This is a genomic window from Sporosarcina sp. FSL W7-1283, assembly GCF_038003105.1.
In the GTDB taxonomy this organism is placed as follows: Bacteria; Bacillota; Bacilli; order Bacillales_A; family Planococcaceae; genus Sporosarcina; species Sporosarcina newyorkensis.
In genome coordinates, this window is the sequence record NZ_JBBOOL010000001.1 from 2079734 (window position 1) to 2092227 (window position 12494).

Sequence of the window (12494 nt, forward strand, 5' to 3'; positions counted from 1 at the left end):
TGCGTTAATTGTAACGTCACATGCTCTTAATTTCCGTTAACCTATTAACACCTTTTAACTTTTCAACTGATGCTAATTGTTATTATTCTGCAAAAAATAAAAACGCTCTCTATTACTTAGAGAGCGCTTACATATTCTTGTAAACTTTCTGGGCATCTGATGAATAGTTTTCCTTCTTTTTTCAAAATCAGATTTTTTTCATTCCATTCCTTTGTAACTTTGTAAATAGTTATACGTGTTAAACCCGTAAATTGGGAAAGTTGTTGTTGATTAAGAGGAATTTCATAACTATTATTTTCATGACAAATTCCAATTAATAAATATGCTAATTGCTCTTCTACAGGAAGTGATTTATATTGAATAATATCACCAAGTCTTTTTAATTTATTGATTACAGTATTGCAAATCATATCCCGAACATTTTTATTCTTCATAATCAACTCCTGATTTTTTTTATATTCCAAGTAGTAAATAACTGAGTTTTCCATAGCAATGGCAGATGAAAAGTAGCATTTATGATCCATTGATAGTTCACCAAATGTTTTTCCTTTCTCAATAATTTCAAGTATCCTTTCTTTTCCCTCAAATACTCTCATGCTCATTTTAACCAAACCATCAGCTACATAGTAAAATCCATCACCAATTGTTCCTTGTTCATAAATCACTGTATTTTTTTTCACAAACATTCTTTGACCCTCTTTAAGATATGAATCAAACATACAATCCCTCCTAGAAGAAATAGCATCAAAATTGTTTATTATTTACTATACATAAGAAAATAAAAATCTCAATACTTATTTTTGAATACTACAATTATTCAAATTATTTTATACATTTTATAATTGTCATAGTCAGTATTATTTGATAAATTTAAAGAAGCAGATCAGCTTTTTTATGTTAATTTGTTAACTAAATCAATTTAGAACAAGTTTGAGTAGGTATTCCTTAATATTTAAAAGAGGTGATAATTTATGGATAATCAACAATATACTTGGGATAATATTATTTCATGTGAATATGGTCAGAAGATTAATGCTAAAAAAAACACCATCTTATTTCGACAAGGGGAAATAGGACAAGGTTTTTATTTTCTTAAAAAGGGTGAAGTTAAAATTAGCCTATTATCGAATCAAGGAATTGAAAGAGATATCGATTATGTGATGCCTGGAAACTTACTAGGCGAACACGGGTTTAATCACCATCCTTACTTTACAACCGCATCAATTTCTGCTCCTTCAACACTATACTTTTTTTCAAAAAAAGACTTTGATCAACTTTGTTTAGATATTCCAGAAGCCTCAAATTTGTTTATGCAGTCATTAATTCTAAAGGTTCGATTATTGGCCGAAACCACAGCTATTCTAAATGCACCCGCTGATTATAGACTTGCTCATTTTTTATACAAACTCCATTTACGGGATTATGAATTGAGAATAAAATTGAGTCAAGTCTCATTAGCTCGCTATATCGGTACATCCCGGGTTACCGTCTATAAGATAATCAATCAATGGAAAGCAGAAGAAATGATTGATTATGACCAGGGCTACATTCATTTTCTAGATATTACTAAGCTTAAGTATTTTTTAGATAACGCTCTTTATAGTGCGTCGAAATAAAAATAATCAATATAGCTTTTAGACTTTGTGTCAGTATAATTGATAGGTTCACCGCGTTACTGTCTTTATAGTTTTGCAATTTCGTGGATGAATAGTTTTCATAAGGTCTCCAAAAAGCATTCTACCTTCCATCCAAATCGCTAATTACTTGCTTTCCTCTACAAAAGAATCTTCCATTCAGCTGAATTGGAAGATAATTTCGTGTCTATTTATAGGTAAACATGCTGGGAAAGATTACGATCCGAAGTAGTTTTAGTTCTCGCATGGACTAATGTCTCTCCGTGCTGTAGCAATTGCAATCGATCACTAGGCAGTTTTTTTTGATCCCACTCTGCCAGCAGGCGATTCAGTGCTTCTTCTGTCGTATCGTCCGCTAAACGAAAAGCCCCATAATGCATCGGTATAAATATCTTTGCGTCTACATCAAGAAAAGCCTGCACTGCTTCTTCAGGCGTTACGTGCTGTGTACCCATAAACCATACTGGTTCGTACGCTCCAATCGGCATAAGGGCATAGGTGATATCCGGGAATCTCTCTCCAACTTCACGGAAGCCTTGAAAATATCCACTGTCTCCTGCAAAGTAGATCGCATCGTTCTTTTGCATACCTTCGGCTAAAGCCGTTTCAGAACGTTTGATTACCCACCCTCCCCAATGGGACGAATTCGTGTCAGACAGCGTGCGACGAGTCCAGTGCTGAGCAGGCACAAAGTGGAATTCAACGGAATCAATCTTGACATATCCCCACCACGGCAGCTCATGTACAATTTTTCCAGGCATTATCTTTTGCATTTTACGACCGAAACCTTCTGGTACGAGAACGGTTGGCGAGCCTTTAAGTTTTTTCAACGAGGGAACATGCAGATGATCATAATGCGCATGTGAAAGTAAAATAACATTTATGGACGGCAATTCTTCCAAAGCAATGCCCGGTTCTTCAAGTCTTGGACTGAATCCCATTTTTTTTGCCCATACAGGATCTGTTACAATCGTCAGCCCAGCGATTTGCAGCAGGAATGTCGAATGACCAATCCACGTAAGCGTTGTTTCGTTTTTATTACTTCTCAAAAATTCCTGTTGTTTACATTCTGCCTGGCCGATCCGATAGCTTTGATCTTTTTTCTTTCCCATTCGCTCTTTTTGCCAACGTATAACATCTTTCAGCGAACTGATTGTTGCTGTTGGATCTGAATTTTGATATTTTTTTCGAGCCACTAATAATCACTCCTTCTTATCCTTAATTTTGTAGGACAAGTGTTTAAACTATATATAAAAAAGAACGTCGATTTCTTAACGTTCTTTCATCGTTCGTATTACATCTCCGGTGGACCTACGCGAAACCTTATGTGTCAATATATACAGTATTGTTTGTATACCTAAATAAAAATCTTTAAAAAAATAATCTAAGTCCGTGTCTTCCCAGCTGCTCTATACATGTTTCAAATGGATCTTTATGGTTAATTAACAAGCATAATATTAAATATCTGTTCCTAGCGTCAAACCTCCATCAACAACAATTTCAGTTCCATTACAATAAGCGCTCTGATCGGAAGCAAGAAAAGCAATTACATTGGCAATATCATTCGCCTTTCCCATTCTCCCTAAAGGGATGGCATCACGATCTAAATTTAATGTATTGTTACTGACCATATCTGTCTCAATAACACCTGGATGGACTACATTTACTCTAATTCCCTTTCTGCCTAATTCTATTGCAGCTGATTTCGAAAGGTTGGAAACTGCTGCCTTTGTAGCGGCATAAGCTGCGGATTGATTAATTGGTGCAAAAGAAGATATGGAAACATTATTGATAATTGACCCATTTTGTTGTTTTTGCATAAATGGAGCAACTGCCTTTATTCCTCTAAAAACCCCCAACTGATTCACATTGATTAATTCTTGAAAGTCTTCAACGGTAGTATCTAATATTGGTTTTTTCATAAAAACTCCAGCATTATTAACAAGTACATCCACCTTTTTATAAGTAGAAATAATAGAGTTCACAGCAGATATCCAATCTTCTTCCTTCGTTACATCTAATTGTAGCGGAAGGCATTTATCCTCTCCAATTTCTATTGAGAGAGCCTTCACTTTTTCTATATCCCTTGCGCCTAAGGCAACTTTTGCTCCAAGTGATGCTAAATGTTTCGCTATGTCCCTTCCCTGCCCCCTATTTGCTCCAGTTACTAACACAACTTTTCCTGTTAAATTAGGCATAACTATTTCCCCTTTACAGTAAAATACATTTTAATTTATCAAAAACTTATATTAATATTCGCAGCATCTTAACAAAGAGATTAACTATTTCCATACTAACATAAGTTCATAGAATAAAAGGATACCGCACGTAAGATATTCATGATGACAATAATTCAGTATCTCATTACTACAACAGTAAACGAGTGGAAAAGTTTCCGGTGTTATGTAGATGATATACACGATAATTTATTGAAACAAACAAGTGAGGATTTTTAAAATATAACTATGTATTTACAGAACGTATATCTCAAAAATCAAAAATGACCACAAACGCTATTATATAAACGTTTGTGGTCATCTTCGGATTTCTTATCGTATTTCGTTTTACTCAAAAACGTCCCAGGAGGGATTCGAACCCCCGACCGACGCCTTAGAAGGGCGTTGCTCTATCCAGCTGAGCTACTGAGACAAACACCTGAATAACTCAGGCACAAGAACTATTATAGGCATGACTTAAATAAATGTCAACACTATATTTTATTTTTCTAAAACTATTTGATCTACTAGATGATTTTGCATAGTATAAAAGTTGACTGTGTACTTTTCTCCTGTCTCAATCACCGCATATGTTGCTTCCCTGCCGCCGCGTGGCTGTGTTGTGCTGCCGGGATTGACGAATAAAATACCGTTGATCAGTTCCGCTCCATATAAATGAGAATGGCCGAATAACGCGACGGTCGCTTGCTGTTCGGCTGCCGCATAAGAAAGTGTCAGTAAAGAGCGCTTCACGTCATGTTCATGGCCGTGTACAGCAAATACTGATTCATCCCCTATTTTCACTAACAGAGAGGCTGGTAAACGGCTGTCGAGGTCGCAGTTGCCTCGAACACAATGTAAACCTGCAAGCAAGGGATGATCTGCTGCTAATTCGCTATCTCCACAATGAAACATAGCATCTGCAGGCAAAGCGGCAATCTGTTGAACAGTTGCCGTATCGCCATGTGAATCACTTAATACAATAATTTTCATTCATTATCACCTAAACTTTTAAGGAATTCTGGAAGTTGTTCTTTTAACTGGGCTAACGCCGCACCCCGATGAGAGATTGCGCTTTTTTCTTCGGCTGTCAACTGAGCCATCGTCTTCTCTTTTTTTGGCACATAAAATACAGGATCATAGCCAAAGCCGTTTATACCTTGTCTTTCTGCCGTAATAACACCCTCGCAGCTACCTGAGAAAGTCGTTGTCTCTACACCAGGCCCAGCAATCGCCAACACACATCTAAAACGCGCCTGACGATGGGCTGTAGGTACATCAGAAAGGTTCGCTAGCAACTTATCGATATTCGCTTCATCGTCTGACGGTTCGCCCGCATAGCGTGCAGAGTAGACGCCTGGCTCTCCTTTTAGGGCATCTACCTCCAATCCACTGTCGTCTGCTATGACCACCTTATCGAGCATGTTCGCTACCGTTTCGGCCTTCAAAATCGCATTCTCCGCAAACGTTGTGCCCGTCTCTTCCACATCGATTGAATCGTCTAGATCATGCAAAGTAAGAACCTTAATTCCAAGAGGGCTAAACAGCACTTCAAAATCCTTCGCCTTCCCGCGGTTATTTGTCGCAATCAATACTTCTTTCATTGTGCATCGCCTGCCCGCTGTCCGACTTTGTCCGCTAGCTCCCCTAACGTTTCTTTTTGAATCTTGATCAACCGTTCGATTCCCTGTTCTGCAAGTGTTAATAGGTCATTCATCTCTGCTCGTGAGAATGTAGCTTCTTCCCCTGTACCTTGGAGTTCGACAAATTGTCCTTCTCCTGTCATCACAACGTTCATATCGACGTCTGCCGATGAATCCTCTACATAGTCAAGATCCGTAATAAGTTGTCCGTCCGCAAGCTTACCAACACTTGTAGCCGCTAGAAAATCACGAACCGGGAAAGTCGGCAATTGTTTTTCGATCTGCAATTTATTCGCGGCAATTACTAACGCGACAAACGCGCCTGTAATGGAAGAAGTCCGTGTTCCGCCATCAGCTTGAATCACGTCACAATCAATCCAAATCGTCCGTTCACCGATTGCATCCAAATCTACAACCGCACGTAAAGCACGACCGATCAAACGTTGGATTTCCATTGTGCGACCGCCTACCTTACCGCGAGACGATTCACGAATCGTCCGCTGTCCTGTAGCCCGTGGAAGCATGGAATACTCCGCTGATATCCAGCCTTTACCGCTGCCTCGTAAAAATGGCGGTACCCGATCTTCAATCGTTGCCGTACAAATCACTTTCGTATTTCCAACTGAGATCAACACCGAGCCTTCCGGGTGGATTAAATAATCTTTCTCTATCGTCACTGTACGAATATCTTCTGTTGTTCTGCCATCATGTCGCATGCTATTTCCTCCGTTATGTACCTTTTTTATTATTTTGTCCATATAAATAAACATTCAACCTATCTTACCATAAGAACAGTAAAAACCCGAAAACGAGTAACTGTTTTCGGGTGAATTCCGCTATTCTCAAAACTGTATCGTGCGTACATCCGGTTTCTGAATGCTCAGCCAATCTTCAACGATTGACTGAAACTTTTCTTTTAAACCGGTCGTATAGAAAATCGGTTCTACTGCGGAGACAGACAACATCTGCTGCTTACGTAAAATACTTTCAACGTCCGCAACGGTTTCCACAGCAGAAGAAATAATACGCTTCTGCTGTTGGAAATGCTCTTCGATATGTTCTTGCAGTAACGGGTAATGCGTACAGCCAAGTATGACCGTATCAAACGACTCTTTGTGCAATGGCTGTAAGGTTTGATCCACAATTACTTTGGCTGCTGGAGAGCGATACTCCCCATTTTCAACGATCGGAACAAACTCAGGACAAGCCAATGAATGGACCGTTGCGTCAGGCTGCTGCATATGAATTGCTTGATCATACGCCTTACTTTTCACTGTGCCAAGAGTACCTAATACTGCAATCTCGCTAGTTTGAGACGCCTTTAAAGCCGCTCTTGCTCCTGGCTGAATAACGCCGATCACCGGAAAGTCGAATTGATGTCGGACTTCCTCTAAAGCAATCGCAGTCGCTGTATTACATGCTATCACTAACATTTTAATGCCCATATCTGCCAAACTCTTCACCATATCCATGGTAAATTCCAACACTTCCTCTGATGGTCTTGGCCCATATGGACAACGTGCATCATCGCCAATGTAAATAATGGGTTCATTCGGTAAAAACTTTCGCAACTCTCGTACGACCGTTAAACCGCCGACACCCGAATCAATAACTCCAATAGGTGCATTCACTATAATCCCTCAATCTCTAGTCATCTCTTCATGTAATTTAGCTAGCAGAGCAGAAAATTGTTCAATTTCCTGCTTATCATGATTTTTGAGTACTTCCTGCAAATACTGCTGCCTTTTTTCTATGACTTCCTCAATGATTCGTTCTCCTTCTGGTAACAAATGAACCCGAACAACCCGTCGATCTTTGTCATCGCGTACTCGTTTCACCAACTGACTGCTTTCCATTCGGTCCACCAAGTCCGTTGTCGTACTGAATGCCAAAAACATTTTATTGGATAAGTCACCGATCGTCATATCTCCGTGCTCCAGCAGCCATTGAAGAGCGCTAAATTGAGGAGGCGTTATCGTATAATTTTTTAAGATTTTACGTCCTTGCTCTTTGATGATCGCTGCAACATGCCGCAGATCTTTTTCCATCAATGCGATCCCATGCAACAGGCTTTTCTGTTCGTTCGTCAAAAAATCAGCTCCCTGAAATGATTCCTGTCTTTTCATTGTACCTTTTTCAATGATGAACGCAACAGTTTTTCATGCAATCTACCAGCAGAGAGGGATTTGTGGACACCTATTGATCAAAAATACGCCAAATTTCATACGCTTTCAATAAAAATTAGTTCAAACGCAATTCACCCAACCGAAGTAATTCTACAATTGCTTGCGCCCGGCCCGATACACCAAGCTTTTGAATTGTATTCGAAATGTGATTCCGGACAGTTTTTTCACTGATCGTCAACTGCCCTGCAATTTCTTTTGTGGTAAAGTCTTCAACGAGTAAAGTAAATATTTGTCGTTCTCGATTCGTCAATAAAGAACGGTTTTGCATTTCATCCAAGATGCGCCCCTCCTCTTTACGCTTTCCACATAAGATATGTGAGCGCGGGCGCGACTGTGTAGGCTTTTACGAGTTTTGCAAGTATACTTCCAGTTCTTCTTCCGACCATGTCACAGGCTGTCCGGACTTTCGGTTGATTTGCACGACTGTCCCCCTGCCCGTAAAGACGATTTCATCGTGTTCATTTTTCCCCATATAATGCAGATCCATTGAGCTATTTCCCATCCTCTGGGTTTTCACAAAGACCCTAAGCTTTTCGTCAAAGAAGACTTGTTTCCTGTAATCACATTGCAAATCAGCAACGATCGGAATTGTCTCCCCTTTCGGATTCATCCACTTCTCCATACAGTTTAAAGACTTAAAATATTCTATGCGTGCATATTCAAAGTACGTAAAAACTGACGTATTATTCAAATGTCCGTACATATCCGTCTCAGAGAAACGCACCGATACTTCTGAAAAGAACTGAAAATCCTCTTTCCATTTATCCAAATCCTCAATATAGCTTGCTTTCATATCAAAATACCCCCTTATAGAAGTGAATGAATATTCATTCTTTTATTATATCAAAAAAATGGTAGACGTCAACCAACTTGGCTGCGAGTGGTTGGCACTGCCTTACCTTTAATCAATCATTTTAGGACAAATAAAAGACGACTTACCTATTAGGCAAGTCGTCTTGTTTTGATATTAGTCTACTTGATGGTCACTTCCGAAGAAGTTCTTGAACATCTGAATTGTTGTTGCTCTACCGATTGCACCGATAGATGTAGTCAATGGAATACCTTTAGGGCAAGCAACTACACAGTTTTGTGAGTTACCACACTCTGTGATTCCACCGTCTGACATGACTGTTGCCAAACGCTCGTCTTTGTTCATCGCACCTGTTGGGTGAGAGTTGAATAGACGAACCTGTGACATCAAAGCAGGTCCCATGAAATTCGTCTTGTCGTTTACGTTCGGACAAGCTTCCAGACATACACCGCATGTCATACACTTAGATAACTCATACGCCCATTGACGTTTACGCTCAGGCATACGTGGACCTTCACCTAAATCATACGTACCGTCGATTGGTACCCACGCTTTAATTCGCTTCAATGAATCAAACATGAATTCACGGTCCACGATCAAGTCACGGACAACTGGGAATGTACGCATTGGCTCTAGTTTAATTGGCTGTGTCAACTGATCGACTAGCGCTGTACAAGATTGACGCGGGCGACCGTTGATTACCATGGAACATGCACCACATACTTCTTCCAAACAGTTCATATCCCAGTTAACAGGTGTTGTTTTTTCACCTTTTGCGTTCACTGGATTCCGTCTGATTTCCATTAGCGCCGAAATAACGTTCATATTCGGACGGTAAGGAATCTCAAACTTTTCCATGTATGGCGTTGAAGTAGCAGTGTCCTGACGCTGAATCTCAAACACGACTGTCTTAGTTGCAGTTGCTGTTTGTTGTTCACTCACTTTGGTCAATCTCCTTTCTTCGCTGAATAATCGCGTTTACGTGGAGGAATTAGGGAAACATCTACATCTTCATACGTTATGATCGGTGCAGATACTCCGTCAAATTTCGCCATTGTTGTCTTCAAGAAGTTCTCGTCATCACGATTCGGGAACTCAGGCTTATAATGTGCACCACGGCTTTCATCTCGGTTCAATGCGCCTAATGTGATAACACGAGCTAGGTATAGCATGTTTTTCAACTGACGAGTAAACATTGCGCCTTGGTTAGACCACTGTTGTGTATCCGTCATGCTGATATTTTCATAGCGCTTAAGTAACTCGACAATCTTCTCGTCAGTTTCTTTTAACTTATCATTAAAACGAACAACTGTTACATTATCAGTCATCAATTCGCCAAGCTCTCTGTGGATGACATACGCATTTTCCGTACCATCCATTTTGAGCAAGTCTTCCCATTTTTGCTGCTCTTCTTTGACTGCTTCATCATAAATAGTTTCAGGCAGTTCGTCAGCTGTACGCTTCAAGTGCTTCATATAATCGATAGCGTTTGGTCCTGCGACCATCCCGCCATAGATTGCAGATAGCAATGAGTTCGCACCTAGGCGGTTTGCTCCGTGCTGAGAATAATCACACTCCCCAGCAGCAAATAGTCCTGGAATGTTCGTCTGCTGATGATCGTCAACCCATAGTCCACCCATTGAATAGTGAACAGCCGGGAAGATTTTCATTGGCAATTTACGAGGGTCGTCCCCTGTGAATTTCTCATAAATCTCGATGATCCCACCAAGTTTGATATCCAATTCTTTAGGGTCCTTGTGAGAAAGGTCCAAATACACCATGTTCTCTCCATTGATACCTAATTTTTGGTTTACGCAGACATCAAAAATCTCACGTGTCGCGATATCACGTGGAACCAAGTTACCGTAATCGGGATACTTTTCCTCTAGGAAGTACCACGGCTTACCATCTTTATAAGTCCAAACTCGTCCACCTTCACCACGTGCGGATTCACTCATTAGACGAAGTTTGTCATCGCCAGGAATCGCAGTCGGGTGAATTTGGATGAATTCTCCGTTTGCATAATATGCACCTTGCTGATAGACGATTGAAGCTGCAGAACCTGTATTGATTACAGAGTTTGTTGATTTACCGAAAATAATTCCAGGTCCGCCTGTCGCCATGATAACAGCATCCGCTTTAAATGCTTGGATTTCCATGGTCTTTAAGTCTTGCGCTCTAATCCCACGGCAAATTCCCTCTTCGTCAGTGATGATTCCAAGGAATTCCCAGTGTTCATACTTTTTCACTAACCCTGCTACCTCGTGTGAACGAACTTGTTCGTCAAGAGCATACAGTAATTGTTGTCCTGTTGTAGCACCTGCATAAGCTGTACGGTGGTGAAGTGTACCACCGAAACGACGGAAATCCAAAAGACCTTCTGGAGTACGGTTGAACATAACGCCCATACGGTCTAATAAATGGATGATCCCAGGAGCTGCTGCCGTCATTGCTTGCACTGGTTTTTGATTCGCTAGGAAGTCTCCGCCGTAAACCGTATCATCAAAGTGAATATCGACTGAGTCGCCTTCACCTTTCGTGTTAACAGCACCGTTAATGCCACCTTGGGCACATACGGAGTGGGAACGTTTCACTGGAACTAGCGAGAACAAGTCAACCGGTGTGCCAGCTTCTGCTGCTTTGATGGTAGCCATTAAACCAGCTAACCCTCCACCGACGACAATCAATCTGCCTTTTGCCATTATTGTTTCACTCCTCAATTATACATGTTTTCATAAGTTAGTTGATTAAACGAAAGCTAAAAGTGCTTGAATTCCGATTACTGAAAGTACTAAGAATACGATCATTGTAATATAAGAAACGATTTTTTGTGAATTTGGTGATTGAGCGATACCCCAAGTGACACAGAAAGACCAAAGTCCGTTTGCCAAGTGGAAAGTCGCAGATAGGATTCCAACAATATAGAATACAAGCATAAGTGGATTCGATAAGATATCCGCCATCATGTTATAGTCTACTGTTGCACCAAGAGCTTTTTGGATACGTGTTTCATACACGTGCCATGCGATGAAGATCACTAGGAATACGCCAGTAAAACGTTGCAGCGTAAACATCCAGTTACGGAATGTGCCGTAATGGTTCACGTTATATTTCGCAGAAAAAGCTATGTACACTCCATAAAAAGCGTGGAACATTAATGGAATATAGATGATGAACCATTCCAAGAATGTAACAAATGGCAAGTTGCCCATAAAGTTAGATGCAGTGTTGAATGCTTCTTCACCGCGCGTTGCAAAGTGGTTGATGACTAAGTGTTGGGCAACAAATAGTCCGACTGGAATAACACCTAACAACGAATGTAGTCGGCGCAAGAAAAAATCTGATTCTTTCGACAAGTCTTTTACCCTCCCTTATTTCTGAGATTTCCCTGACAAGAATTGCAGATTCTCTATTTAGCTGCACTTCCTCGGTATCTCTCTTCGTGGTACAATATGATAACATGTACATTGTACTCCTCTGTATGTGGCAGGTCAAGATGCTGTCTACTTTTTATAATTTATTGCGATTTTTCCGAAAACTGCTCTGATCCTGTTCATATCTATTTCCGAAAGGATTGTAAACTATTGAATACTCAACAAACACCAGCCACAAACTTTGGCTACAATCTGCTGCGGGATCATTTACTGCCCACGTTACTAGGCAAGCACGAAGACGACATATTGTATTGGCTTGGTAAAGACATGGCCAGAAAGTTCCCTATCTTGTCGCTCGATGAGTTACCCGCCTTTTTCGCAGAAGCCGGTTGGGGACAATTGGCAATTGAAAAGACTGTTAAGCAAGAAACACATTATACATTACATAATAGTAGCTTACTTGAACTTTCAGGTGGTTCTTGCTCGCTCGAGGCAGGTTTTCTGGCCGAACAGCATCAAAAGGTCAACGGCTATTTGACCGAATGTTACGGTCAGAAAATGCCCAAAGAAGATCATATTCATTTCATCGTGAAAGGTGATCCTAAATCACCCGTATAATAAGGAAGGGGC

15 protein-coding genes and 1 tRNA gene are annotated in these 12494 nt (G+C 40.4%); 2 read left to right on the plus strand and 14 right to left on the minus strand.

Translation table 11 applies throughout. The features are described 5' to 3' along the window. Positions 1-116: 116 nt before the first annotated feature. A complete protein-coding gene (locus tag MKY93_RS10285; RefSeq protein ID WP_340758998.1) occupies positions 117-719 on the minus strand; it encodes a Crp/Fnr family transcriptional regulator in 603 nt (200 codons plus the stop codon). 252 nt (positions 720-971) lie between these two features. On the opposite strand from MKY93_RS10285, the gene MKY93_RS10290 reads away from it, so the two are divergent. After that, on the plus strand, positions 972-1616 hold the full coding sequence (locus MKY93_RS10290) for a Crp/Fnr family transcriptional regulator (protein WP_340758999.1): 645 nt from the start codon (positions 972-974) through the stop codon (positions 1614-1616). Between the two features lie 209 nt (positions 1617-1825). Here the strand turns inward: MKY93_RS10290 and MKY93_RS10295 are convergent, their stop codons facing one another. The 13 genes from MKY93_RS10295 to MKY93_RS10355 all read right to left on the minus strand — a co-directional run bounded on the left by MKY93_RS10295 (position 1826) and on the right by MKY93_RS10355 (position 11846). Next, positions 1826-2830: an MBL fold metallo-hydrolase gene (locus MKY93_RS10295; RefSeq protein WP_340759000.1), complete on the minus strand. Its 1005-nt coding sequence runs from the start codon at positions 2828-2830 to the stop codon at positions 1826-1828. Positions 2831-3091: 261 nt separating this feature from the next. Further along, positions 3092-3832, minus strand: a complete 741-nt coding sequence (locus tag MKY93_RS10300) for an SDR family NAD(P)-dependent oxidoreductase (RefSeq protein ID WP_340759001.1) — start codon at positions 3830-3832, stop codon at positions 3092-3094. Between the two features lie 377 nt (positions 3833-4209). Further along, positions 4210-4283: transfer RNA gene (locus MKY93_RS10305), tRNA-Arg, on the minus strand. Positions 4284-4351: 68 nt separating this feature from the next. Further along, entirely contained in the window at positions 4352-4843 is a 492-nt protein-coding gene (locus MKY93_RS10310; RefSeq protein ID WP_340759002.1) for a metallophosphoesterase, read from the minus strand. Then, a complete protein-coding gene (locus MKY93_RS10315; RefSeq protein ID WP_340759003.1) occupies positions 4840-5454 on the minus strand; it encodes an XTP/dITP diphosphatase in 615 nt (204 codons plus the stop codon). The genes MKY93_RS10310 and MKY93_RS10315 overlap by 4 nt, the downstream gene beginning before the upstream one ends. Next, positions 5451-6209 (minus strand): ribonuclease PH, encoded by a 759-nt coding sequence (gene rph, locus MKY93_RS10320; protein ID WP_340759004.1) that lies wholly within the window; start codon positions 6207-6209, stop codon positions 5451-5453. Before rph ends, MKY93_RS10315 begins: the two co-directional genes overlap by 4 nt. A gap of 126 nt (positions 6210-6335) precedes the next feature. Further along, positions 6336-7124, minus strand: a complete 789-nt coding sequence (gene racE / locus MKY93_RS10325) for a glutamate racemase (protein WP_221836490.1) — start codon at positions 7122-7124, stop codon at positions 6336-6338. A 9-nt stretch (positions 7125-7133) separates the two neighbouring features. Next, a complete protein-coding gene (locus MKY93_RS10330; RefSeq protein WP_445683487.1) occupies positions 7134-7619 on the minus strand; it encodes a MarR family winged helix-turn-helix transcriptional regulator in 486 nt (161 codons plus the stop codon). Positions 7620-7734: 115 nt separating this feature from the next. Continuing rightward, entirely contained in the window at positions 7735-7947 is a 213-nt protein-coding gene (locus MKY93_RS10335) for a helix-turn-helix domain-containing protein (RefSeq protein ID WP_040759620.1), read from the minus strand. Between the two features lie 75 nt (positions 7948-8022). Then, a complete protein-coding gene (locus tag MKY93_RS10340) occupies positions 8023-8472 on the minus strand; it encodes an acyl-CoA thioesterase (RefSeq protein WP_340759005.1) in 450 nt (149 codons plus the stop codon). Between the two features lie 174 nt (positions 8473-8646). Continuing rightward, positions 8647-9441: a succinate dehydrogenase iron-sulfur subunit gene (gene sdhB / locus MKY93_RS10345; protein ID WP_009497573.1), complete on the minus strand. Its 795-nt coding sequence runs from the start codon at positions 9439-9441 to the stop codon at positions 8647-8649. Beyond that, entirely contained in the window at positions 9438-11192 is a 1755-nt protein-coding gene (sdhA, locus tag MKY93_RS10350; protein ID WP_009497574.1) for a succinate dehydrogenase flavoprotein subunit, read from the minus strand. The genes sdhB and sdhA overlap by 4 nt, the downstream gene beginning before the upstream one ends. A 45-nt stretch (positions 11193-11237) precedes the next feature. Beyond that, positions 11238-11846 carry a succinate dehydrogenase cytochrome b558 subunit gene (locus MKY93_RS10355; RefSeq protein ID WP_009497575.1) on the minus strand — a complete coding sequence of 203 codons (609 nt, stop codon included), beginning with the start codon at positions 11844-11846 and terminating at the stop codon, positions 11238-11240. Positions 11847-12074: 228 nt separating this feature from the next. Here MKY93_RS10355 and MKY93_RS10360 point away from each other — a divergent pair, with 228 nt between their 5' ends. After that, entirely contained in the window at positions 12075-12482 is a 408-nt protein-coding gene (locus MKY93_RS10360) for a YslB family protein (RefSeq protein ID WP_009497576.1), read from the plus strand. Positions 12483-12494: the final 12 nt, after the last annotated feature.

Coding starts and splice junctions, on each gene's coding strand:
- MKY93_RS10285 (WP_340758998.1), bottom strand. CDS start 719: ATGTTTGATTCATATCTTAAAGAGGGTCAAAGAATGTTTGTGAAAAAA.
- MKY93_RS10290 (WP_340758999.1), top strand. CDS start 972: ATGGATAATCAACAATATACTTGGGATAATATTATTTCATGTGAATAT.
- MKY93_RS10335 (WP_040759620.1), bottom strand. CDS start 7,947: ATGCAAAACCGTTCTTTATTGACGAATCGAGAACGACAAATATTTACT.
- sdhA (WP_009497574.1), bottom strand. CDS start 11,192: ATGGCAAAAGGCAGATTGATTGTCGTCGGTGGAGGGTTAGCTGGTTTA.
- MKY93_RS10315 (WP_340759003.1), bottom strand. CDS start 5,454: ATGAAAGAAGTATTGATTGCGACAAATAACCGCGGGAAGGCGAAGGAT.
- MKY93_RS10300 (WP_340759001.1), bottom strand. CDS start 3,832: ATGCCTAATTTAACAGGAAAAGTTGTGTTAGTAACTGGAGCAAATAGG.
- MKY93_RS10310 (WP_340759002.1), bottom strand. CDS start 4,843: ATGAAAATTATTGTATTAAGTGATTCACATGGCGATACGGCAACTGTT.
- MKY93_RS10330 (WP_445683487.1), bottom strand. CDS start 7,619: ATGAAAAGACAGGAATCATTTCAGGGAGCTGATTTTTTGACGAACGAA.
- MKY93_RS10340 (WP_340759005.1), bottom strand. CDS start 8,472: ATGAAAGCAAGCTATATTGAGGATTTGGATAAATGGAAAGAGGATTTT.
- rph (WP_340759004.1), bottom strand. CDS start 6,209: ATGCGACATGATGGCAGAACAACAGAAGATATTCGTACAGTGACGATA.